The organism is Klebsiella sp. GFKo11 (assembly GCF_056490265.1).
This window is the reverse complement of sequence record NZ_CM151369.1, coordinates 2,735,786-2,757,411: the sequence shown is the minus strand read 5'-3', so window position 1 is coordinate 2,757,411 and position 21,626 is coordinate 2,735,786. Positions and strand designations below refer to the sequence as shown.

Below are 21,626 nucleotides of genomic sequence, written 5' to 3'. Positions count from 1 at the left end.
CTTTTAAGCACATTTGCCATCAGCCGAGCATTTCTTCTATTTATTACGATTAAGCAGGTCCAGCGCGACATCGACGATCATATCTTCCTGACCGCCCACCATCCGCCGCTTGCCGAGTTCGACGAGAATATCCACCGCGCTCAGGCCGTAGCGCGCCGCCGCCACTTCGCTATGGCGCAGGAAGCTCGAGTACACCCCGGCATAGCCCAGCGCCAGCGTTTCGCGGTCAACGCGCACCGGACGGTCCTGTAGCGGGCGCACCAGTTCATCGGCGGCGTTCATTAAGGCGTAAAGATCGGTACCGTGGTTCCAGCCGAGTTTGTCGGCGGCGGCGATAAAGACCTCCAGCGGCGCGTTGCCTGCTCCGGCCCCCATCCCTGCCAGGCTGGCGTCGATGCGGTCGCAACCCTCTTCCACCGCGGCGATGGAGTTGGCAACGCCGAGGCTGAGGTTATGATGCGCGTGCATCCCGGTAGCGGTTTCCGGCTTCAGTACCGCTTTCAGGGCGCGAAAACGATCGCGAATGTCGTTCATATTCATCGCCCCGCCGGAATCGACCACGTAGATACAGGTCGCACCGTAGGATTCCATCTTCAGCGCCTGCTGCGCCAACTGCTCCGGGGTGGTCATATGGCTCATCATCAGGAAGCCAACGGTGTCCATACCCAGCTCGCGGGCGAAGGCGATATGCTGCGCCGAGACGTCAGCTTCGGTGCAGTGAGTGGCTACCCGCACCACCCGCGCCCCGGCCTGATACGCGTTTTTCAGGTCATGCAGAGTGCCGATACCGGGTAGCAGTAAAGTGGCAATTTTCGCCTGGCTGACCGACTCTGCCGCCGCTTCAATCCACTCGAGGTCGCTGTGCGCGCCGAATCCGTAGTTGAAGCTGGAGCCTTGCAGGCCGTCGCCGTGCGCCACTTCTATTGAATCGACCCCTGCGCTATCCAGCGCTCGGGCAATCTGGCGGACATTATCCAGTGAATACTGATGGCGAATAGCATGCATCCCGTCGCGCAGGGTCACGTCTGAGATATAGAGTTTTTTACCGTTCATACTACTTCTCCCGCTGCGCCGTTCATTGCCTGGGCCATTTTCTCCGCCGTTGCCAGCGCCGCCGATGTCATAATATCGAGGTTACCCGCGTAGGCTGGCAGGTAGTGCGCTGCCCCTTCGACTTCGAGGTAAACCGATGTTTTCAGGCCGGAGAAGCGGCCAACGCCCGGCAGGTTCACCGGCTTATCTTCCGGGATCACTTCAAACTGCACCTGCTGTTTCAGGCGGTAGCCCGGCACATAGGCCTGCACCGCCGCCGCCATCGCCTCGATTGAGGCGGCGATCTCCTGCTGCGACGCCATTTCGCTTAACACATAAACGGTGTCGCGCATCATCAGCGGCGGCTCCGCCGGGTTCAGCACGATAATCGCTTTGCCCTTCGCCGCGCCGCCGACTTTTTCAATGGCCTGTGAGGTGGTTTCGGTAAATTCATCAATATTGGCTCGCGTCCCCGGACCGGCGGATTTGCTGGCAATAGAGGCAATGATTTCCGCGTAGTGCACTTTCGCTACCCGTGAAACCGCCGCCACCATCGGGATGGTCGCCTGGCCGCCGCAGGTCACCATATTGACGTTGCCCTGTTGCAGATTGGCATCAAGGTTGACCACCGGTACGCAGTACGGACCGATAGCCGCCGGGGTCAGGTCGATAACGCGAATTCCCGGTTTGGCTTCGCGCAGCGCGGCGTCGTTTTTCACGTGCGCCCCGGCGCTGGTGGCGTCGAAAACAAAATCAATGTCGGCAAATTCCGCCATCTGCATCAGACCGCCGACACCTTTATGGGTGGTGGCGACGCCCATGCGCCGGGCGCGGGCCAGGCCGTCGGATTCCGGGTCGATGCCAACCATCACCGCCATCTCCAGATGCTGCCCGTGGCGCAGAATTTTAATCATCAAATCGGTACCGATATTGCCGGAGCCGATAATCGCGACTTTACGTTTACGCATGACTGCCTTCCTCTCCGGCGACAAAACTAGCCGCCACTGAACCTAAACCCTCAATATGGGCTTCAAAACGATCGCCGGCGTTAATCGCCACCATCGGCCCCAGCGCACCCGTCAGCACGATATCGCCCGCCCGCAGCGGCTCGCCAAGGCTGGCCATTTTGCGCGCCAGCCATACCGCCGCGTTCAGTGGATGACCGAGGCACTCGCTACCGCGTCCGCTGGAGACTTCCTCCTGATTGCGGGTCATGCGCATGGTGCAGTTTTTCAGATCCAGCCCCTCCGGTCGGCACGCCGGGCTGCCGATCACGTAGACGCCGCAGGAAGCGTTGTCAGCTACCGTATCAACGAAACCAATCGACCAGTCGCGAATGCGGCTGCCGACCACTTCCAGCGCGGGCAGCACCCAGTCGATAGCGGCGTACAGCTCATCAAAGGTGGTGTCGGCATGCGGCAGATCGTGTTTAAGTACGAGAGCGATTTCGGCCTCCACTTTCGGCTGCAAAACACGGGAGAACGGCACATTGGCGTTATCGCCGTAGCACATGTCGGCAAACAGGGTGCCGAAGTCCGGCTGGTCAACGCCCAGTTGTTGTTGCACTTTGGGATGGGTCAGTCCGACCTTACGCCCCACTACCCGGCGCCCCCTGGTGACGTGGTGCTGGACGTTGAGTCGCTGGATGGCGTAGGCGGCTTCGGCGTTGTCGACGCCAATAATATCGCGCAACGGTTCAAGCGCCTGCCCTTGGGTTTCGGCCTCGCGCAGCCGCTGCGCCAGTTGTTCAAGAGATAACGTGGTCATGATGATTCCTTAGGTCCGCGCCAGAAAATCGAGCACCAGTTGGTTAAAGCTCTCCGCGTGTTCCCACTGCGCCCAGTGGCCGCAGTCACGATAGATGTGCAGCTCGGATCCGTTAATGCCTGCCAGCAGACGCAGCCCGGCGTCCATCGGTACAAAGCGGTCGTTACGCCCCCAAACGATCAAGGTCCGGGCGCTGATTTCGCCAAGGCGCGGGCTGAAGTCCGGGAACTGCTTCGGATTGGCCTCCAGGCTTTTGACAAAGTTGTCCAGATGATCCCGCCGCGACAGCATATTGTTGAGGCGCGCTTCAAACAGCGCTTCGGTCAGATCGCGGGTATCGAAAACAAAGATATTCATCATCTTTTTCAGGTTTTCGATGGTCGGTTCGCGGTACAGGCCGTTGAGCAGCTTGATCCCTTCCGTCGGCATCGGCGTAAACAGGCTCATGCCGCCGGTTCCGCCGCCCATCAGCACCAGTTTGCCAACGCGTTCCGGCCAGCTCAGGGTAAAGGCCACCGCGCTGTGGCCGCCCATGGAGTTGCCCAGCAGATGCACTTTGCTGATATCCAGTTGGTCAACGACGCTTTTCAGCACCCGAGCGTTGAGGTCTGAACGAGAACCACCGTTGATGATAGAGTCGCTTTTCCCCCAGCCGGGGCAGTCCAGCAGAATCACCCGGTAGCCCGCCTCGACCAGCGGATCGATATTGCGGCTGAAGTTAGCCCAGCCGGTAGCGCCGGGGCCGGAGCCGTGCAGCAGGACCACGGTTTCATCGCCCTGGCCGCAGTCGTTAAAGTGAATGCGTAAAGTTTTTCCGTCCTCTTCAACGTTGAGGAAACGACTGGTAGCGGCTTCTGTTTGTGGTTGATAGCTCATATGTTCTCCCTTTTATTCAGTTCTGCGTGGCGGCACTCAGCGAGCCAAATCCGGCAATCCACTCGGGGATGGGTCGGTAATAGCGGCCTTCGCTGCGCCAGTTGCCAAAAGCGGATAGCGCAGCAAAGGCGGCTACCCAGGTTTTAATTTCGTGCGTTGATTTACCCGCCATCGCCGACAGCTCTTCGTTACTCACGGTATCCAGCTCCGCCAGCCGCCCCTGCTCCAGCAGGCTCATAAAGCGGTTGTCCCAAATAGGATTGAGCGGATAAAGCGAATTCTGGTCATCAATAAACTGCTTCGCTGCGCTGATCACCCGCTGCTGGCGCAGTTCACGCTCGTCCGGCGGCAGCTGTTTGCCGCTGCCCAGCAGCCGGTCGCGCATATGCGCATCAGCCTTCGCCAACTCCGGTACCGGCGGCTGGTGCGAAAGTCCACCGGAACCGAGGATCAGTACGCGTTTATTGAGAGTGGTGAGAAAGCGGCCGATGGCTTCGCCCAGCATCCGGGTGCGCTGAAAGCCCGGCAGCGGCGTCGCCACGCCGTTGATAAACACCGGCAGAACCGGCAGCTTATCCAGCCCGCCGAGCAGAAACTCCAGCGGTTGCGCAAAGCCGTGATCCACCTGCATACAGTAAGAGACCGCCAGGTCGATACCGTCTTTCATTACCGCGTGAGCGCAGGCCTCCGCCAGCGCCGTCGGCACCGGTAGCTCGCCGCTGGCGCTGGCGAAATCACCAATAGAGGTTGCGCCAATGCCTAAGCAGAACGGCGGCATCACGTCGTAGAAAAAGCCGTTGTAGTGATCGGGGGCAAACAGCACCACCAGCTCCGGGTCGAAGGCGGCAATTCGCGCCCTGGCGTCAGCAATCACGCCGTTGACCTCGTCCAGCACCGCCTGCTCCGGGTCAACATATCCCACCAGCGGGGTATGCGAGAGACAGTGAAGATAAGCATTCATATCAGGCCACCTGTTCAATCGTTGTTGCGGGTTGCGCGGATGCCAGCTGCATTTTGCTCGCCAGCGCATCAAGCTTATTGCCCAGGGTTTGCGGTATCGCCACGGTGGCGACGAAGCGGTCCGGACGCACAACGGCGATGGCGGTATCGTGCTGCGCAAACCAGCTTTTCAGGCGATTTTGCGTGTCGCCGAGGCGAATGACGCCGGGAACGTTGTCCTGGTCGCAATGAATCTGCACCTCCGGCACCACCTGGATAAAACGCACTCCGGCGGCGCGCCAGCGGGAAATCTGCTTATCGCTCAGCCCCCATTGCGGGTTACAGCCCCAGCCGATGATGGCGAAGTTCGCGCCAATCACCTCATCCAGCAGCGTGACGTCACCGTTTTCAAGCGTGACCTTCGGCTGGATAAACATCTTGCCGACCGGGGAATTTTTGCCTTCGCCTTCCGCCAGCAGCGCGCCATCTTGATACTGCGGCATCGGCTTGAAGCGCATTTCGAGGAAGTAGCGTTTGACCGGCGGCAGATAGTTGAGCAGCCAGGTAACGCCATCGCGTACCGCGCCGTGCCAGCGTTTCGGCGGCGCCAGTACGTTACCGGCGGTGACCGACAGGTCGATCATCGCTTTCGCGTGGTCCCGGCGCTCCTGCTGGTAACTATCGAGCAGCGACTCTCCGGCCTGGCCGTTCACCACCAGCGCCAGCTTCCACGCCAGATTGAAAGCATCGCGCATGCCGCTGTTGTAACCCTGTCCCTGCCAGACCGGCATGATGTGCGCGGCGTCGCCCGCCAGCAGTATGCGATCCACGCGAAAGCGTTCGGCGATGCGCGCGTTATGGGTATAGACGCGCTGGCGGATCAGCTCGACGTTATCCGGGTCCGGCAGCACCTTGCTCAGCAGCTTGCGCATATTGTCCGGCTCGCTCAACTGGGCCTCGGTTTCACCAGGCATCACCATAAATTCAAAGCGACGTACCCCGTGCGGCAGCGCGGCGGAGACGTACGGGCGCACCGGGTCGCAGCACAGATAGACATGCGGAGTGGCAAGCGGGTCGTTAGCGATATCGATAACAATCCACTGATTCGGCGCGGTTTTCCCTTCAAAGGGAATATTCAGCGCGCGGCGAATAATGCTGGCACCGCCGTCGCAGGCTACCAGCCAGTCGGCGCGTACGGTTTCGTGCTCACCATTGCTGCCGTGTAGGTTTAACGTGACACCGTCACTATCCTGACTGAAGGCTTCAACTTCGCGGGAAAACAAGCAGCGCACGTGGGGGAAGCGGCTCAGGCCGTCATACATCACCCCATCCACCTGCGGCTGAATAAAAGCGTTACGCCGCGACCAGCCAAACTCGTCGGTCATCGGCTGAATATCGGCGAAGCAGCGCCCTTTCGGAGTCAGAAAGCGCATGGCGTGCCACGGCGTGGTGTGCGGCAGTACGTTGTCCACCAGTCCGACAGCCTGCATCGCCCGCAGCGCCTCATCGTCGATACCAATGGCGCGGGGGTAATCGATCAGTGAATCCAGCTTCTCAATCAGCAGCACGCTGACGCCCATTTGCCCCAGGTAGTTGGCGATCATCAGACCAACAGGGCCAGCACCGGCAATCGCCACCTGGGCGGTATGCTGCACGACCGGTTGGATATCAGGATTAGATGTTGTCATTTCAAAACCTCACGCTTCGGTCAAATTGCCGCTATCGGGAAAACATCAACAACGCGGTAATTTGTTAATTAAATGTGAATATATTTTTATAGTGAGGTCAGTATAGAGTTGCTAAATTGCGCTACAATCAAAACATCATTAAATGTGCACCAGGTGCACATGATTGTTTAAAATGATTTTTATCGAGGCGATATGAGCGAAAATTCGTCAGCGGATTACAAGACGGTACGCGGATTAAGCCGCGGGTTATTGTTATTAAATTTGTTAAATAAATTCGACGGAGGCGCGACGGTCGGCACCCTGGCTGAGTTTAGCGGCCTGCATCGCACCACCGTCAGACGACTACTGGAAACGCTACAAGATGAGGGATATGTTCGCCGCAGCCGCTCGGATGACAGCTTTCGATTGACGATCAAAGTTCGGCAATTAAGTGAGGGATTTCGTGACGAGCATTGGATTTCTGCCCTCGCCACGCCGCTACTGGGCGAGCTTTTGCGGGAGGTTTTATGGCCCACCGACATCACGACTCTTGATGTGGATGCCATGGTGGTACGCGAAACCACCCACCGCTTCAGCCGCCTCTCCTTCCATCGGGCGATGGTAGGCCGCCGCCTGCCGCTGCTGCTGACCGCCTCCGGATTAACCTGGCTGGCCTTCGCGCCGGAACACGAACGAAGCCCAATCATCGAGATGCTGGCCGCACGCCCGGAAGCGGAGTACCAGCTGGCGCGGGAGCCGGAAAAGCTGGCCGCCATTCTCGAACGCACCCGGCACAACGGTTATGGCGAAAACTTTCGCGGCTGGCAGCAGGAGGAGAAAATTGCCTCGATTGCGGTGCCCGTCCGCCGCCAGCAGCGGGTTGTCGGCTGCCTGAACCTGGTGTATATGGCCCAGGCAATGACCATTGAACAGGCAGCAGAGAAGTATCTCGCCTCGTTGCAAAAAGTGGTTAGCCAGCTCGAAGAACGCATGGCCGATGAAGAAGTTTTTTACGAATAACCCTGTCCTGAAGGGGTAAATGGCCTGCTAGCAATTGCGATCGGCGTCGCTATGTACTCTAATACATAGCGATTCCCTTTACGCAACTGAGCCATTCCATGTCAAAACAACCGCGTTTTTTATTGGCGCTGACGCTGCTAAGCGCCAGTCTGTTCGCCGGTCAGGCCTTTGCTGACCGCATCGTCACCGACCAGTTGGGCCGCGAGGTCACCCTCCCCGACCACGTCACCCGCGCCGTGGTGCTTCAGCACCAGACCTTAAACCTGCTGGTGCAGCTTAACGCCGCTGACCATATCGTCGGCGTGATGAGCAGTTGGAAAAAACAGCTCGGCCCGCAGTTTGCCCGCTTTATGCCGGGCATTGAGAAACTGCCGATGCCGGGCGATCTGACTCAGGTCAATATCGAAAGCCTGCTGGCTCTGCATCCGCAGGTGGTGTTTGTCGCCAACTATGCGCCACAGGCGATGATCCAGCAGATTCAAAACGCCGGGATCCCGGTGGTGGCCGTCTCGCTGCGCCAGGATGCCGCTGGTGAGAAAAACAAAATGAACCCGACGATGGCCGATGAAGAGCAGGCCTACAACGAGGGCCTGAAACAGGGCATCCGCCTGATTGGCGATGTGGTTGATCGTAAAACTCAGGCTGAAGACCTGATTAACTACACCTTTAGCGCACGGGAAAAAGCCAACGCGCCGGTTGCCGATATCCCGGAAAATCAGCGGGTACGGGTATATATGGCCAATCCGGACCTCAATACCTACGGTTCGGGTAAGTATACCGGCCTGATGATGACGCACGCCGGGGCGCTGAACGTGGCTGCCTCCAGCGTGAAAGGCGCACGTCAGGTGTCGCTGGAGCAGGTGCTGCAGTGGAACCCGGAGGTGATTTTTGTCCAGGACCGCTACCCGGAGGTGGTCAAACAGATCCAGAACGACCCGCAGTGGCAAAGCATTGACGCGGTGAAGAACCACCGCGTGTGGCTGATGCCGGAATACGCCAAAGCCTGGGGCTACCCGATGCCGGAAGCGCTGGCTATTGGCGAACTGTGGATGGCGAAAAAGCTCTACCCGTCCCGCTATAACAACGTCGATGTTGATGCGAAAGCGCAGGATTACTATCAGCGTTTCTATCGCGTGAAGTGGACACCGGATGCTCAGTAATCGCCACCCGGCCCTGGTACAATGCACCCTCGCGCTGGTTACGCTGTTAATTGCCGTCGCTTCAATCTGTTTTGGTCAATACCCGTTAAGCCTGGCGGAAGTTTTCCGCCAGCTGGCGCATCTTTCGCCCGTTGACGGCGTGGCCGGACAGGTGGTCTGGTCGGTGAGGCTGCCAAGGATCGTGATGGCGCTGCTGGCCGGCGGCGCGCTGGGGCTGTGCGGAGCCACGTTGCAAGGCGTGTTCCAGAATCCGCTGGTGGATCCGCATATCATCGGCGTCACCTCCGGCTCCGCTTTTGGCGGTACGCTGGCGATTCTGCTGGGGCTCAATACCCTGCTGATGATGACCTCAACCTTTTTCTTCGGTCTTGCCGCGCTGATTCTGGTGTACCTGATTGCCGCACTTCAGGGGCGGGAAAGCACGCTGGTGCTGATCCTCTCAGGGATTATTCTCAGCGGCTTTTTTGCCGCGCTGGTGAGCCTGATGCAGTACCTGGCCGATACCGAAGAAACGCTGCCAAACATTGTTTTCTGGCTGCTGGGTAGTTTTGCCACTGCCAACTGGCACAAAGTGCTGATGATGGCAATTCCAGTGGGCTGCGCGGCGGCAGTGCTCTTTAAGCTGCGCTGGCGGATTAATCTGCTGGCGCTGGAGGACAAAGACGCTCGCGGGCTGGGGGTTTCCGTTACCGCTCTGCGCCGTGGCGTGTTGGTGTGCTGCGCGGTGCTGGTGGCTTCCCAGGTGGCGGTGAGCGGCAGCATTGCGTGGGTCGGACTGGTTATTCCGCATCTGGCGCGGCTGCTGGTGGGGGCCGATCATCGGCGTCTTCTGCCGACCGCCTTCTGGCTTGGCGGCGGTTTTATGATTGTCGTCGATGACCTTGCCCGCACGTTAACCCAGGCCGAGATCCCTATTGGCATTATTACTGCCCTGCTTGGCGCACCGCTGTTCACTTATCTGCTGGTACATTCACGGCGCAGAGGGGCATTCTGATGACGCTTTCCTTGCGTTTAACCGATCTGTTATATGGTCATAGCCAGCCGCTGTTTACTCCGTTGAGTTTACAGTGCCGTTCCGGCGATATCTGGGCGGTGCTCGGCGCAAACGGGCGCGGTAAAAGCACCCTGCTTGATACCCTGACTGGGGTACTGACGCCGCTCGGCGGTCAGTTTACCTGTGAGGGCGGTATCGGCATTGTGCCACAATCTTTTCGCCCGGCCTTTAGCTGGCAGGTGCGCGATGTAGTGCTGATGGGGCGAGCCCGCCACGTCAATCTGTTCGCTCAGCCGTCAGCGGAAGATGAGCGCCAGGTGCAGGAGGCGCTGATGCAGCTCGGCATCGCGTCGCTGGCCGGTAAGGTGTTTCGTTCGTTGTCCGGCGGCCAGCAGCAGCTGGTACTGATCGCCAGGGCGTTGGTGGGAGCCAGCCAGAATATCCTGCTGGATGAGCCCTGCTCGGCGTTGGATCTGGCCAACCAGCAGGTGGTACTGCAATTAATCAGCGACCTCGCCCATCGCCAGCGGCGCACGGTGGTGTTTACCACTCACGACCCGACCCATGCTCTGCAGGTAGCGAGCCATACGCTGCTCCTGCTGCCTGATGGAGAATGGCTGGCAGGCGAATCCACCAACGTGCTGACGGAAGAGAACCTTCAGCGCGCCTATGGTTTGCCGGTGCGCAAAATCAATCATCCCGGATCGGCGGTTCCGCTGCTGGCCCCGCAGTTTACCATTCATCGTTGATAGCTAAAAAACCAGCGTTTTTCAGGAAGCGCTGGCCCTCCACGCCGAGGATAAAGCGGCACAGCTGCTGCGCTCCGGGGCTCTGTTCAATCTGCGCCAGCTGATAGTCGCAGCGAATATTCCACGACGGCGGTATGGCCAGGGTACGCAGGTCATCGCACGCTGCCATCTGCGTAGCGTAATGCGCATAACCAATAAACAGATCGGTTAAGTTTTCGCGAATCAGCCACGCTCCGGCGGTTTCACCGGCAGGTATGGTCAGAGAGTCTCGTCCCCCTACCAGTTGCTGCGCGCGAGCCGTAATGGCGTCACCCACGCCGGGGCAACGTTGTTCAATCAGGGAAAAAAGCTGCCAGGTATAGTCACCCGACGGGTCGCAGCCCGGTGTTGACGTCGCCAGGCGCAAGACCGGGTCGCGGAGAAGCGCCAGCCAGTCCCGCTCGTCGGTTTCCACGCTGCGCCTGGCGGTCAGCATAAGCTGATTACGGGCAAATAAGTGGCACTCTCCGGCCAGCCCGGCCTGACGCAGCGCCTGTGGATGTTGAGTGTTGGCTGAAGCGAAAACGGAGCAGGGTTCCCCGGCCTCAATGCGCTCGCGCAGCAGGCCTGCAGGTCCAAAATGAACATCGACCGGGATGCCGGTTTGCTGCTGAAAGCGTGCCAGCAGCGGGATAAAAGCACTTTTCAGGCTTCCCGCCGCCAACAGCGTTAAAGAGGTGGTCATAAAAAAAATCGCTATAAAACGAAAAATATAGCGCCATATTACCCGGGTTCAGCCCGTTTCAGTAACGAATTTCCGCCAGCTCCCGCAGCTGTTCCGGAGTTGCCACCGGCAAGTTGAAGAAGCGCAGATAAGCCGGGATCATCTCGAACAACATATCGGTACCGCGCTGGATTGGGCACCCCGCCGCCTGTGCCGCCAGCAATAATGGCGTGAACTCCTGGGCCATCACCACTTCGCCGACAAAGGTTCCCGGCGTCAGACGTTGAGGATCCAGCGGCAGCGGATCGCCCTCTTTCATTCCCAGCGGTGTCGCGTTAACCACCAGATCGTGCCCCTGCGGGTCGCGCTGCATCAGGGTAATATCCAGCTGAGGATAGTGCGCAAGCAGACGCTCAGCCAGCGCTTCAGCGGTCTGCGAACGAGCGTCGTACAGCGTCAGCGCGCTAACGCCCGCCGCCGCCAGCGAAGCGGCAATGGCCGAGCCTACGCCGCCGCTACCAACCACTAGCGCTCGCGCCCCTTGTGTCACGAAACCTTTACGCTGAATGCCAAGAACAAATCCATCGCCATCAAACATATCACCGCTCAGGCTGCCGTCGGCTTCAAGGCGAATCGCGTTACAGGCTCCGGCAATCGCCGCCGTCGGGCTAATATGCTGGACCAGCTCGCAGGTGGTGATTTTGTGCGGCATGGTGACCAGCGCGCCGATAATATTGGTCATCTTAAACAGCGTCGGCACAAAGGCGGCATAATCCTCTGGCTTCACGCCCATCGGCACCACTTTGGCATCAACCTGCTGATGGGCAAACCACGGGTTATAAATCATCGGCGCTTTAAATTTAGCGGTCGGGTAGCCCAGATGCGCTATCAGCCGCGTATTACCACTAATCACCATCCCCTGCTCCTTTAGTTACTGCAAAAATATTACTGCGAAAGTTCGATACGTTTAACGTCGCCCAAAATAAACAAATAAGCCGCCACGCCCAGCAGCGCCGCGCCGCCAACATAGATAAGCGCGTAAAAGAAGTTACCCGAGGCGGCCACAATGAAACCAATCACCAGCGGCGTCAAAATACCGGCAAGGTTGGCGCAGAAGTTAAATAAGCCGCCGGTCAGGCCGCCGAGGCCTTTTGGCGCGATATCAGAAATTAACGTCCAGCCCAGACCGACCATTCCCTGACCAAAGAAGGCGAACGACATCACCAGGATGACCGCCAGATCGCTGGTCAGCCAGTTGGCGGAAATAATGGTGCTCGCCATCAGCAGACCGGCCACGATAGGCAGCTTGCGTCCAAGGTTTGCCGAGCCGGTAGCTTTCAGCAATTTGTCCGAAACCCAACCGCCGAACATCACGCCGCCCGCCGCCGCGAGAAACGGCATAATGGCGAAGAAGCCGACTTTGATCCACGGCATATGGCGTTCGGTCGCCAGATAGGTCGGGAACCAGGTGAGGAAGAATACCAGTACCGTATTACCGGCGAACTGCCCGATGCTGGCGCCGAGAATTTGCCGTTTGGCCAGCAGCTGGCGGATCAGCGGCCAGCTAAACGCCGTGTGTTGTTCCGCTCCGGTCGTCATCCCGCCGCCGTTGACGATATGCTCGCGCTCCTGCTGATTAAGATGCTTATCCTCATGCGGCTCACGGTAATTACGCCACCACACCAGGGCAAACAGCACACCAACCGCGCCGACGCTAATAAACAGCGCCCGCCAGCCGAAGCTGCCCATAATCCAGAACAGCAGCGGTGAAAAGCAGGCCAGCCCGAGGTATTCGCCGACGGTATAAACCGCCGTCGCTTTTGCACGCTCCTGCTGCGGGAACCAGGCGCTCACCACCCGACTGTTCACCGGGAAACAGGGCGCTTCGCTGACGCCAAGACCAAAGCGGCACAGCAGCAGCGTTTTCAGGCCCACCGCCATACCGTGGAACATGGTAAATAGCGACCACAGGGTCAACGCCAGAAAATAGGTAATTTTGTTGCCAAAGCGGTCCAGAAAGATCCCGCCGGGGATCTGCGCCAGCGCGTAGGTCCAGGCAAAAGCGGAGAAGACGATCCCCATCACCGCGGCATCGATACCCAGTTCGGCGGTCAGCTGCGGTGCGGCAATCCCCAACACCGTACGGTCGAGATAATTGATCATTGTGCCGACGGCCAGCAGCGCAAGAATGCCGATACGCCGCCGGGAAGGTCGCACGCCGTTGGCTGCGCCCGCCGTCGCCTGATTTTGGCTATAAGAGTTCATAGTCGTTTCCTGTCATAGAGTACAGATACGTGTTGTTATTGTGTTTGTGCTGTTGCGTTGTGAACCATCTGCTACATTACTCGGTGTACTGCATTGCTGACAAGCGTACCGCTGCGTTTACAGCACCATAAAGTGCGTAACCCTCGCGTCGCTCAGTCAATTCGAAGAAAAAACGTCCTGCGGAGAAGGGACGGGTATAGAGATGCAGAAATTCGCCGCCGCTGCCATCGCTGTCATAGAGAATTTGCAGGCGCTTTAGCATGTTAACGCGGTCGCTCTCACCAAAACGGGCCAGCAGATCCTCGTAGTAGTTCGCTGGGATAGGTAGCGCGTTGACGGAGACCTGCGGTAGGCTTTCAAGCGTGGCGGGTAAATCACGACAGGCAAAGGCCGCGTGCTGAAGGCCAGCGCCCTGATAGCAGGCTACCGAGCGGGCAATCTGCGTGGCGCGACTTTGCGAGATATTTAATGCGAGACGAATATCGCCCTGCGGACTGCGCACCGCCAGGCTGCGCACCAGCCCGTACGGGTCCGGCAGAGTTTGTTCGTGCTCAAGGCTGAAGCCAAATACGGTGCGGAAAAAGATAATCCAGTTATCGCGGCTGTCCGCTTCCATCCCCAACGCCAGATGATCGATTCCGAGGTAATCGTCGCGCAGAGGCAGGTCGGCGCACAGATGGAAATCACGGGTGTAAATATCATCACCCATCTCAATCAGATAAACCAGGCTGCCGTCCGGGGCGCAAATCGCCGGAATCGGGCTTTCATTCGGCCCTGCGTCGCCCTGCCAGGTGGCATATCCGTATGCGCGGGCGCGCTCGACAATTGCCTCACTCTGGCTAACGCGCAGCGCCATCGCGCACAATGACACCCCATGGCGCTGGTGAAAATGATCGGCCCAGCTGTGCGGTTGCGCGTTGACGACCACCCGGGCCCCGCCGTTACGCCAGAGGGAGACGCGTTTTGAGCGATGCGTTCCCTCTTCGGCAAAGCCAAGCTGCGCCAACCGCTGTCCCAGCCCTTTAGCCTCCGCCGGATTCGCGGCGAACTCGATAAACTCCAGCCCGGCGTACTCAGGAAGTTCAGGAGGCGCGAACAACGGCACGCTGCTCTGCGGTAACCGCTGGCGGGTCTGCTCTTCCAGCCACAGCAAAGAACGATAGCCATCTTTCGCCGTCACATTGTTGGGCGAGGCGCGGAAGCTATCATTGAAAATCTCCAGCGACCACGGGCCGCGATAGCCACAGCGGGTTAGCGCGCAGGCGAAATCCACCAGCGGCAACTGCCCCTGACCGGGGAAGCAGCGGAAATGGCGGCTCCATTCCAGAATATCCATCTTCATCAGCGGCGCGTCGGCCATCTGCACAAAGGTGATTTTCTCTGCCGGGACTTCCGGCAGACGCTGGAGCGTATCGCCGCGCGCCAGAACATGGAAGCTGTCGAGCACAATGCCCAGCGCCGGGCTGTCAACGCTTTTGACCCGCTCCCAGGCCTGATGCCAGCGGTTGACGTGCGTACCCCAGGCCAGCGCCTCATAGCCAATAGCTATGCCCTCTTGCTCCGCCAGTTCAGCCAGCGCACGCAGGTCAGCGACCTGTAGCTCAACGTTGGCGGAACAGTCCGGCTGGACGTTGCTGCACAGCAACATAGTGTCGCAGCCCAGTTCATGCATTAGCGCGAATTTGCGCTTTGCACGTTCCAGATTCGCTTCGAACTGACTGCGGCTGGCGCCTTCAAAATCACGAAAGGGTTGAAAAAGCGTGATTTTTAGCCCTAAATCAGCTGCCAGATGACGGATATCGCTCGGCGTACCCGTATAATAGAGCAGATCGTTTTCGAAGATTTCGACGCCCTGATAGCCCGCCGCGGCAATCGCGTGCAGCTTTTCGGGTAAGGTGCCGGAGATGGAGACGGTAGCGATTGAGCGCAGCATAGAGTCCTCGTGTCATTAGCTGACCTAAGACCTGAATATGTATCATTTGGTTCAATCGCGCCATGATAGGTTGCCAAATTGTGATCGATATGTGTATTTTTTGCATCTTATTAAAAAGGAGCCGTTATGTCCGCCGTTGCTCACGATGAAGCACAATCCCTCAAAGAGCGGATCTTTGCCGCTGCCATTACCGTTTTCGCCGAACATGGATTGTCAGGTGCGCGAATGGAACAGATCGCCACCGAAGCGCAGACCACGAAAAGGATGGTGGTTTATTACTTCAAGACCAAAGAGCAGCTCTATCAGGCGGTGCTCCAGCACATCTATGCACGTATTCGCGAAACCGAGCAGCAGCTTGGGCTGGAAAACGTGCCGCCGGTCGAGGCGCTGGTGCAACTGGTGAAGTGGAGCGTACGCTATCACGCTACGCACGCCGACTATATGCGGGTGATCTGTATGGAAAATATGCAGCGCGGGAAATGGCTAAAAAATTCCGGTCAGTTAAAACCGCTAAACCGCACTGCCCTGTCGATTCTTGAAGACATTCTTCAGCGTGGCCAGCAGCAAGGGGTGTTTCAGGCAGGACTGGAAGCGCGCGATGTGCATCGGCTGATCAGCAGCTTTAGCTTTTATCAGGTATCAAACTTTTATACCTTCAGCAGCCTGTATCTCGACGATCCGTTGCCGGAAATTGATGATGAAGCGATGGTCACACATCACTGCGATATTGCCGTCAAAGCGGTGGTTCGCTTCGTGATTTCCTGAAGCGAAAAGGCAGCGCGCAGGAACGGCTAGTTTCCTGAAAGAGCATGGACAACTTTCGCCATCGCTTCCTGCGTCAGTTCGGAACGCTGAACATGAGAGTTAGCCAGAGCGGTGCGCAGGACGCCGGCGATAACGATATGTTTCGGCTCCTGGCCCAAATCGCGCATTTCAAGCACGACTTTGCCGACTACACGACACATTTCCTGGTACAGTTCGTCGTCTTTCGCTTTATTTCCCATTGTATTTGGCTCACAAATTTTCATTATCAATCAAATCATTATTGATATATTTTCTGGATAAATCAAACCAGTGCCGCTTTTGCTGACCAGCAGATGATTTTCTCTGCAAAACTTGTGAATAAATCCGCGTTTTCGCGCTATTTATCTTGTCACCAGGTGAAAAAATGTGTTGCGCAAAATCATAGGATTAGTTTGCTTTTTGTTAAGTACATGACTATAGAAATGAAACATGGTTTTCATTTTCTTTTTTGGATTTGGCAACGTATAATGCCCAACAAATTCGTATTGAATGGTTTCAGCGCATTGGATTGCATGACTAAACGCATAACACATTGCCTCTTTTCATGGGCTGAACCGCCAGCACACTTTCTTCTGCACGCTCTATTGTTGTCACCTATCCTTAGAGCGTGGCATAGCAACTTTCGTAATACAGGTTTAACTCCATGGCAGTGCGCCCACGGAGTGAGAATCCCCTATCCTTATCCTTCACAACTTAAAGACTAAAACTGTCATGAAAAAGACCAAAATTGTTTGCACCATCGGTCCGAAAACCGAATCTGAAGAGATGTTAACCAAAATGCTGGACGCGGGCATGAACGTCATGCGTCTGAACTTCTCTCACGGTGACTATGCGGAACACGGTCAGCGCATCCAGAACCTGCGCAATGTGATGAGTAAAACCGGTAAGAAAGCGGCTATCCTGCTGGATACCAAAGGTCCGGAAATTCGTACCATTAAGCTGGAAGGCGGTAACGACGTTTCCCTGAAAGCCGGTCAGACTTTCACCTTCACTACCGATAAATCCGTTGTCGGTAATAACGATATCGTTGCTGTGACCTATGAAGGTTTCACCAGCGACCTGAGCGTTGGCAACACCGTGCTGGTAGACGATGGTCTGATCGGTATGGAAGTCACCGCAATCGAAGGTAACAAAGTTGTCTGTAAAGTACTGAACAACGGCGACCTCGGCGAGAACAAAGGCGTTAACCTGCCGGGCGTTTCCATCGCCCTGCCGGCCCTGGCTGAAAAAGACAAACAAGATCTGATCTTCGGTTGCGAGCAAGGCGTTGACTTTGTTGCTGCTTCCTTTATCCGTAAACGTTCTGACGTCGTTGAAATCCGTGAGCACCTGAAAGCCCACGGCGGCGAGAAGATCCAGATCATCTCCAAGATCGAAAACCAGGAAGGCCTGAACAACTTCGACGAAATCCTCGAAGCGTCTGATGGCATCATGGTTGCACGTGGCGACCTGGGCGTAGAGATCCCGGTAGAAGAAGTTATCTTCGCTCAGAAGATGATGATCGAGAAATGTATCCGCGCGCGTAAAGTGGTTATCACCGCGACTCAGATGCTGGATTCCATGATCAAAAACCCGCGTCCGACCCGTGCAGAAGCAGGCGACGTGGCTAACGCCATCCTGGACGGTACCGATGCAGTGATGCTGTCCGGTGAATCCGCAAAAGGTAAATACCCGCTGGAAGCAGTCACCATCATGGCGACCATCTGCGAACGTACCGACCGCGTGATGACCAGCCGTCTGGAGTTCAACAACGACAACCGTAAGCTGCGCATCACCGAAGCGGTTTGCCGCGGTGCGGTTGAAACAGCTGAAAAACTGGAAGCGCCGCTGATTGTTGTCGCAACCCAGGGCGGTAAATCTGCACGTGCCGTACGTAAATACTTCCCGGATGCGACCATCCTGGCGCTGACCACCAACGAAACGACTGCGCGTCAGCTGGTGCTGACCAAAGGTGTTGTGGCGCAGCTGGTAGAAGATATTTCTTCTACTGATGCTTTCTATATCCAGGGTAAAGAGCTGGCGCTGCAAAGCGGCCTGGCACGCAAAGGTGACGTAGTTGTTATGGTTTCCGGCGCGTTAGTCCCAAGCGGAACCACCAATACCGCTTCTGTGCACGTGCTGTAATAATTTACAGGTTAATTAGTATTTCCTTTAAAAGCGCCTCTTCGGGGCGCTTTTTTTTATTTTAGTACTAGCTACTATTAATAAAAATGCAAATCGGAATTTACTATTTAACCAGAGATTATCTAAGATGAATCCGATGGAAGCGTGCTGTTTTCACACACGTTTTTAAACTAAAGCGACGATTTCGATGCTTCTTTGAGCGAACGATCAAAAATAAGTGCATTCAAGTAAAAAAATATTCTCATCACAAAAAAGTTTGTGTAATACTTGTAACGCTACATGGAGATTAACTCAATCTAGAGGGTATTAATAATGAATCGTACTAAACTGGTACTGGGCGCGGTAATCCTGGGTTCTACTCTGCTGGCTGGTTGCTCCAGCAATGCTAAAATCGATCAGCTGTCTTCTGACGTTCAGACTCTGAACGCTAAAGTTGACCAGCTGAGCAACGACGTGAACGCAATGCGTTCCGACGTTCAGGCTGCTAAAGATGACGCAGCACGCGCTAACCAGCGTCTGGACAACGCAGCTACTAAATACCGTAAGTAATAGTATCTGTGTAATAAAAATGGCGCACATTGTGCGCCATTTTTTTTGCTTTGCTTTTCGCCCCGCCTACTGCGTTCTTTTCGCTTCATCCACCGGCGCATTTTGTACCGACAACGTTGAGGTCGCGTTCTCACTACCTGATACCGCCACCGGATACCCTGCTCGTCTGGTCAGCGCGCGCTTAAGTAACGCCTCATCTACCGCTTTATCGCCAGCAAACTGATGAAATTCCGCAGGGTGCGTATAGGCCATCGTCTGCGTATTGCTACCTTCATCAGATGTTAACGGACGATGAACTTCAACATAGCGTTTGCCGTCAGGCTCTACGGCGAACTTCACTGGCTGATTGATAATGCGCACCGGCGTGCCGCTTTTCACCTGACTGAATAAAGACTGAATATCCGCGGCATTCATTCGCATACATCCTGAGCTGACGCGTAACCCCACGCTGTCCGGCGCATTAGTGCCATGAATAAGATACTCGCCGTTACCGTACGCCAGACGCAGCGCATAGCGTCCTAACGGGTTATACGGCCCTGCAGGCACTACCGGCGGCAACTTAATTCCTTTCTCCAGCGAGCGGGCTCGTATGCCCGCCGTCGGCGTCCAGGTCGGATTAGGGATTTTCTGTCCAATACGGGTAGTCATCTCCGGCGTTTCCAGCCCCTGTTGGCCAATTCCCAGCGGATAAACCTGCACCTGATTCACGCCCGGCGGGAAGTAGTAAAGGCGCAGTTCAGCCAGGTTGACGACAATCCCCTCTCGCGGTACGTCAGGCAGCAGCATTTGCGAGGGAATCAGCACCTGAGTGCCCGGCTTAGGCTGCACCGGCGCGATAGTATCGTTCGCTTCAAGGATCAGCATCGCCGCCGTGTCAAAACGACGGGCTATCGCCTGTAGATTGCGGTCGTCCTCCTGCACTGTCCAGGACTGGTTTTCACCAATCAGGCGGCTATTGGCTGGGGGAAGTGGGTAATCAACGGCCCAGGCAGCGTGTGACGCGCTGAGGGCGCTCAGAAGGGCTATGGTAATGAGGGACGCGCGTTTCATACTGAGATTCCTTCTTTCGCTGATAAAACACCAGGCCTGTATACTGACGAGAAGCGAACTCCCGTCGCGCATAACAGAATAAAATGAGACTGATGACAAACCCGTTTTAAACACAGTGCTCGCATTTTTGCCGGGTGGCGGCTAGCCGCCTTAACCGGTCTACAAAACCCATAATATCATCAGGCTATGAGTTTTCCGTAGGCCCGTGCAAGCGAAGCGCCACGGATATGAATCTACCTGTTTTATTCTAGGTGACTACTCCACGCCGTAAACGGCGAGGCTTCCCACTTCTCAGGCTGCCACTGGCATAACGCCAGACTGACACAAGCCTCGATGGGCTTTGACGACAAGTCCTGCCGCCATTAATTCTGTGATGCCCTTGTGCTGGATGTTGATCGCCGCGTTGATATCGCGGTCATGGTGAATATTACAGCCGGGGCAAGTCCATTCGCGTACTTTCAGCGGCATTTCCGCCATCTTATGTCCGCAACAATGGCACGTTTTCGAGCTGGCGAACCACTGATCCAGTCTGACCAGGTGAACCCCTGCCGACTCCGCTTTGTAGGCGAGTTTTGCCACAAACCCGGACCAGGCCACATCTCCGATATGACGGGCAAGGCGACGATTTTTCATCATGTTTGCCGACTTCAGTGTTTCCACAATCACCGCTTGGTTTTCGTCGATAATTCGTCTGGAAAGTTTGTGCTGGAAATCCGCGCGGGCACTGGCTACCCGCTCATGCTGCGCGGCAAGGCGTAAGCGCGCCTTACGGCGGTTTGCGCTCCCCAATTTCTTACGGGACAGCGCCTTACTGTCGCGGCGTAAACGGCGGTATACGTTGACCAGATGGCGAGGGTTAGCCACTTTTCCGCCATCATTGCCAATCAAATAGTGCGACAGCCCCAAATCATAGCCCACCACGGTGGTGATATAAGTCGGCTTTACTGCCGCTTCCTGCCCATCGTCAGCGAGTATTGAGGCGTAGTATTTGCCCGCCGCGTTGCGGGTGATGGTGATGCTGGAAACCTTACCAACAATCTCACGGTGAACCTTCGCCCGGACCGGTGAGATTTTCGGCAACTGGATAGCGTCAGTGAGGACCTTTCCGTTGGGATGGTAGCTGGATTGTCTGCCGTGCTTGCGTTTGAAAGTGGGGAATTTAGCCCGCTTCTGAAAGAAATTAGCAAATGCCCTGTCCAGATTGATCACCGCTTGCTGTAGCGCCAGGGAGTCGTAATCTTTGAGCCAGTTATAGCGGCGGGATTTTTTCGCCACCGCCAGCAACGGCTTTATATCGCGTGTTGGTTTGAGAGAAATACCGTGACGCTGGTACATGTGGCGGCTGATATGCAGGGCTTTATTGTACGCGAACCGAACCGCGCCGAACTGCGCATTTAAGAATGCAGCCTGTTCGTCGGTCGGGTAAATGCGTACTTTAGTCGCTCGCTTCATCTCAATACCGTCAGAAAATTAGTGGTTATTTATACAGTATTTTTGTGGGTGAATTTTGATGTAAAACAACGTTAGCGCCCCTTATATCCCCGCCCGCATTGGACGAGGGTTTACGGGACATTTGCTAAGAATTGCCGCTTTCGCACTAATTGCGCGGATCATGGCTTCCAGTCCTTGCGACCGGGATGGAGTGAGGTGCTGCGTCAGGGCCATTTTTTCGAACCACGGACGCACGTCAAAAGCGGTGATATCTTTGGCGGTCATCTGATCATAAAGAATAAACACCACTGCGATAAGCCCTTTCACGATCGCCGCGTCGCTGTCGCCACGAAGGGTAATCGCGCCGGTCTCATCCTGCGCCATCACGATCCACACCTGACTTTGACAGCCCTGAATGATGTTCTGCGCGATGTGCTCTTCCGGGCTCATTGGTGCCAGGCGCTGGCCCAGTTCAATAATGTAGAGATACTTCTCTTCCCAGTTTGCGCAACGGTTAAAGTTGCGCAGCAGTTTGTCTTTGTCCGGTAAAGCCGCCATGGTTG

General features: G+C 56.4%; 22 protein-coding genes. 8 read left to right on the top strand and 14 right to left on the bottom strand.

Going from position 1 to position 21,626, the window contains the following annotated elements; translation table 11 throughout:
• Positions 1–36: 36 nt before the first annotated feature.
• Genes mhpE through AC07P6_RS13375 form a run of 6 tightly spaced genes read right to left on the bottom strand, consistent with a single transcriptional unit; the run spans position 37 to position 6,302 of the window.
• Entirely contained in the window at positions 37–1,053 is a 1,017-nt protein-coding gene (gene mhpE / locus AC07P6_RS13400) for a 4-hydroxy-2-oxovalerate aldolase (RefSeq protein ID WP_181485926.1), read from the bottom strand.
• Entirely contained in the window at positions 1,050–2,000 is a 951-nt protein-coding gene (gene mhpF, locus AC07P6_RS13395) for an acetaldehyde dehydrogenase (RefSeq protein ID WP_182239346.1), read from the bottom strand. Before mhpF ends, mhpE begins: the two co-directional genes overlap by 4 nt.
• Positions 1,993–2,799 (bottom strand): 2-keto-4-pentenoate hydratase, encoded by an 807-nt coding sequence (gene mhpD / locus AC07P6_RS13390; protein ID WP_478316590.1) that lies wholly within the window; start codon positions 2,797–2,799, stop codon positions 1,993–1,995. Before mhpD ends, mhpF begins: the two co-directional genes overlap by 8 nt.
• 9 nt (positions 2,800–2,808) lie before the next feature.
• Positions 2,809–3,675, bottom strand: coding sequence for a 2-hydroxy-6-oxonona-2,4-dienedioate hydrolase (mhpC, locus tag AC07P6_RS13385; RefSeq protein ID WP_304259713.1), 867 nt, complete (start codon positions 3,673–3,675; stop codon positions 2,809–2,811).
• A 16-nt stretch (positions 3,676–3,691) separates the two neighbouring features.
• Positions 3,692–4,636 carry a 2,3-dihydroxyphenylpropionate/2,3-dihydroxicinnamic acid 1,2-dioxygenase gene (gene mhpB, locus AC07P6_RS13380; protein ID WP_478316588.1) on the bottom strand — a complete coding sequence of 315 codons (945 nt, stop codon included), beginning with the start codon at positions 4,634–4,636 and terminating at the stop codon, positions 3,692–3,694.
• Between the two features lies 1 nt (position 4,637).
• Positions 4,638–6,302 (bottom strand): bifunctional 3-(3-hydroxy-phenyl)propionate/3-hydroxycinnamic acid hydroxylase, encoded by a 1,665-nt coding sequence (locus tag AC07P6_RS13375; protein WP_182239354.1) that lies wholly within the window; start codon positions 6,300–6,302, stop codon positions 4,638–4,640.
• 192 nt (positions 6,303–6,494) lie between these two features.
• Here AC07P6_RS13375 and AC07P6_RS13370 point away from each other — a divergent pair, with 192 nt between their 5' ends.
• The 4 genes from AC07P6_RS13370 to AC07P6_RS13355 all read left to right on the top strand — a co-directional run bounded on the left by AC07P6_RS13370 (position 6,495) and on the right by AC07P6_RS13355 (position 10,204).
• Complete coding sequence (locus tag AC07P6_RS13370) at positions 6,495–7,301, top strand: DNA-binding transcriptional regulator (RefSeq protein WP_478316587.1); 807 nt, start codon at positions 6,495–6,497, stop codon at positions 7,299–7,301.
• Positions 7,302–7,399: 98 nt separating this feature from the next.
• Entirely contained in the window at positions 7,400–8,461 is a 1,062-nt protein-coding gene (locus AC07P6_RS13365) for an ABC transporter substrate-binding protein (protein WP_478316585.1), read from the top strand.
• Positions 8,451–9,455, top strand: a complete 1,005-nt coding sequence (locus AC07P6_RS13360; RefSeq protein WP_182239360.1) for a FecCD family ABC transporter permease — start codon at positions 8,451–8,453, stop codon at positions 9,453–9,455. The genes AC07P6_RS13365 and AC07P6_RS13360 overlap by 11 nt, the downstream gene beginning before the upstream one ends.
• Positions 9,455–10,204, top strand: a complete 750-nt coding sequence (locus AC07P6_RS13355; RefSeq protein WP_478316583.1) for an ABC transporter ATP-binding protein — start codon at positions 9,455–9,457, stop codon at positions 10,202–10,204. Before AC07P6_RS13360 ends, AC07P6_RS13355 begins: the two co-directional genes overlap by 1 nt.
• Here AC07P6_RS13355 and AC07P6_RS13350 read toward each other — a convergent pair.
• From AC07P6_RS13350 to AC07P6_RS13335, 4 genes are all read right to left on the bottom strand, one after another.
• On the bottom strand, positions 10,188–10,928 hold the full coding sequence (locus AC07P6_RS13350; protein WP_478316582.1) for a substrate-binding domain-containing protein: 741 nt from the start codon (positions 10,926–10,928) through the stop codon (positions 10,188–10,190). The two genes, AC07P6_RS13355 and AC07P6_RS13350, sit on opposite strands and share 17 nt — an antisense overlap.
• 58 nt (positions 10,929–10,986) lie before the next feature.
• Positions 10,987–11,823: a shikimate dehydrogenase family protein gene (locus AC07P6_RS13345; protein ID WP_304259724.1), complete on the bottom strand. Its 837-nt coding sequence runs from the start codon at positions 11,821–11,823 to the stop codon at positions 10,987–10,989.
• Positions 11,824–11,852: 29 nt separating this feature from the next.
• Positions 11,853–13,172: an MFS transporter gene (locus tag AC07P6_RS13340; RefSeq protein WP_478316579.1), complete on the bottom strand. Its 1,320-nt coding sequence runs from the start codon at positions 13,170–13,172 to the stop codon at positions 11,853–11,855.
• A 76-nt stretch (positions 13,173–13,248) separates the two neighbouring features.
• Positions 13,249–15,105 carry a bifunctional sugar phosphate isomerase/epimerase/4-hydroxyphenylpyruvate dioxygenase family protein gene (locus tag AC07P6_RS13335; protein WP_478316577.1) on the bottom strand — a complete coding sequence of 619 codons (1,857 nt, stop codon included), beginning with the start codon at positions 15,103–15,105 and terminating at the stop codon, positions 13,249–13,251.
• A gap of 126 nt (positions 15,106–15,231) precedes the next feature.
• Between AC07P6_RS13335 and AC07P6_RS13330 the strand changes: the two genes are divergently transcribed.
• Positions 15,232–15,870 (top strand): TetR/AcrR family transcriptional regulator, encoded by a 639-nt coding sequence (locus AC07P6_RS13330; protein ID WP_110275752.1) that lies wholly within the window; start codon positions 15,232–15,234, stop codon positions 15,868–15,870.
• Positions 15,871–15,896: 26 nt separating this feature from the next.
• On the opposite strand, the gene fumD is transcribed toward AC07P6_RS13330, so the two are convergent.
• On the bottom strand, positions 15,897–16,109 hold the full coding sequence (fumD, locus tag AC07P6_RS13325) for a fumarate hydratase FumD (RefSeq protein ID WP_110275751.1): 213 nt from the start codon (positions 16,107–16,109) through the stop codon (positions 15,897–15,899).
• A 93-nt stretch (positions 16,110–16,202) separates the two neighbouring features.
• Between fumD and ynhH the strand changes: the two genes are divergently transcribed.
• The 3 genes from ynhH to lpp all read left to right on the top strand — a co-directional run bounded on the left by ynhH (position 16,203) and on the right by lpp (position 18,582).
• Positions 16,203–16,613: a protein YnhH gene (gene ynhH, locus AC07P6_RS13320; RefSeq protein WP_434663076.1), complete on the top strand. Its 411-nt coding sequence runs from the start codon at positions 16,203–16,205 to the stop codon at positions 16,611–16,613.
• Between the two features lie 7 nt (positions 16,614–16,620).
• Positions 16,621–18,033 carry a pyruvate kinase PykF gene (gene pykF, locus AC07P6_RS13315; protein WP_112213429.1) on the top strand — a complete coding sequence of 471 codons (1,413 nt, stop codon included), beginning with the start codon at positions 16,621–16,623 and terminating at the stop codon, positions 18,031–18,033.
• Positions 18,034–18,345: 312 nt separating this feature from the next.
• Positions 18,346–18,582 (top strand): murein lipoprotein Lpp, encoded by a 237-nt coding sequence (lpp, locus tag AC07P6_RS13310; RefSeq protein WP_003029373.1) that lies wholly within the window; start codon positions 18,346–18,348, stop codon positions 18,580–18,582.
• Between the two features lie 66 nt (positions 18,583–18,648).
• Here lpp and ldtE read toward each other — a convergent pair whose 3' ends face one another.
• The 3 genes from ldtE to sufE form a co-directional block, all read right to left on the bottom strand.
• The gene (gene ldtE, locus AC07P6_RS13305; RefSeq protein ID WP_182239370.1) at positions 18,649–19,632 is read right to left on the bottom strand and encodes a L,D-transpeptidase LdtE; all 984 of its coding nucleotides are present in this window, start codon (positions 19,630–19,632) and stop codon (positions 18,649–18,651) included.
• A gap of 291 nt (positions 19,633–19,923) precedes the next feature.
• Positions 19,924–21,084 carry an RNA-guided endonuclease TnpB family protein gene (locus AC07P6_RS13300; RefSeq protein ID WP_434663072.1) on the bottom strand — a complete coding sequence of 387 codons (1,161 nt, stop codon included), beginning with the start codon at positions 21,082–21,084 and terminating at the stop codon, positions 19,924–19,926.
• An 81-nt stretch (positions 21,085–21,165) separates the two neighbouring features.
• Positions 21,166–21,621 (bottom strand): cysteine desulfuration protein SufE, encoded by a 456-nt coding sequence (gene sufE, locus AC07P6_RS13295; RefSeq protein ID WP_434663069.1) that lies wholly within the window; start codon positions 21,619–21,621, stop codon positions 21,166–21,168.
• Positions 21,622–21,626: the final 5 nt, after the last annotated feature.

Coding starts and splice junctions, on each gene's coding strand:
- AC07P6_RS13370 (WP_478316587.1), top strand. CDS start 6,495: ATGAGCGAAAATTCGTCAGCGGATTACAAGACGGTACGCGGATTAAGC.
- fumD (WP_110275751.1), bottom strand. CDS start 16,109: ATGGGAAATAAAGCGAAAGACGACGAACTGTACCAGGAAATGTGTCGT.
- AC07P6_RS13365 (WP_478316585.1), top strand. CDS start 7,400: ATGTCAAAACAACCGCGTTTTTTATTGGCGCTGACGCTGCTAAGCGCC.
- sufE (WP_434663069.1), bottom strand. CDS start 21,621: ATGGCGGCTTTACCGGACAAAGACAAACTGCTGCGCAACTTTAACCGT.
- AC07P6_RS13335 (WP_478316577.1), bottom strand. CDS start 15,105: ATGCTGCGCTCAATCGCTACCGTCTCCATCTCCGGCACCTTACCCGAA.
- AC07P6_RS13330 (WP_110275752.1), top strand. CDS start 15,232: ATGTCCGCCGTTGCTCACGATGAAGCACAATCCCTCAAAGAGCGGATC.
- AC07P6_RS13355 (WP_478316583.1), top strand. CDS start 9,455: ATGACGCTTTCCTTGCGTTTAACCGATCTGTTATATGGTCATAGCCAG.
- AC07P6_RS13350 (WP_478316582.1), bottom strand. CDS start 10,928: ATGACCACCTCTTTAACGCTGTTGGCGGCGGGAAGCCTGAAAAGTGCT.
- AC07P6_RS13360 (WP_182239360.1), top strand. CDS start 8,451: ATGCTCAGTAATCGCCACCCGGCCCTGGTACAATGCACCCTCGCGCTG.
- AC07P6_RS13340 (WP_478316579.1), bottom strand. CDS start 13,172: ATGAACTCTTATAGCCAAAATCAGGCGACGGCGGGCGCAGCCAACGGC.
- mhpB (WP_478316588.1), bottom strand. CDS start 4,636: ATGAATGCTTATCTTCACTGTCTCTCGCATACCCCGCTGGTGGGATAT.
- AC07P6_RS13345 (WP_304259724.1), bottom strand. CDS start 11,823: ATGGTGATTAGTGGTAATACGCGGCTGATAGCGCATCTGGGCTACCCG.
- ldtE (WP_182239370.1), bottom strand. CDS start 19,632: ATGAAACGCGCGTCCCTCATTACCATAGCCCTTCTGAGCGCCCTCAGC.
- ynhH (WP_434663076.1), top strand. CDS start 16,203: ATGATTTTCTCTGCAAAACTTGTGAATAAATCCGCGTTTTCGCGCTAT.
- mhpE (WP_181485926.1), bottom strand. CDS start 1,053: ATGAACGGTAAAAAACTCTATATCTCAGACGTGACCCTGCGCGACGGG.
- lpp (WP_003029373.1), top strand. CDS start 18,346: ATGAATCGTACTAAACTGGTACTGGGCGCGGTAATCCTGGGTTCTACT.
- AC07P6_RS13375 (WP_182239354.1), bottom strand. CDS start 6,302: ATGACAACATCTAATCCTGATATCCAACCGGTCGTGCAGCATACCGCC.
- mhpC (WP_304259713.1), bottom strand. CDS start 3,675: ATGAGCTATCAACCACAAACAGAAGCCGCTACCAGTCGTTTCCTCAAC.
- mhpD (WP_478316590.1), bottom strand. CDS start 2,799: ATGACCACGTTATCTCTTGAACAACTGGCGCAGCGGCTGCGCGAGGCC.
- pykF (WP_112213429.1), top strand. CDS start 16,621: ATGAAAAAGACCAAAATTGTTTGCACCATCGGTCCGAAAACCGAATCT.
- AC07P6_RS13300 (WP_434663072.1), bottom strand. CDS start 21,084: ATGAAGCGAGCGACTAAAGTACGCATTTACCCGACCGACGAACAGGCT.
- mhpF (WP_182239346.1), bottom strand. CDS start 2,000: ATGCGTAAACGTAAAGTCGCGATTATCGGCTCCGGCAATATCGGTACC.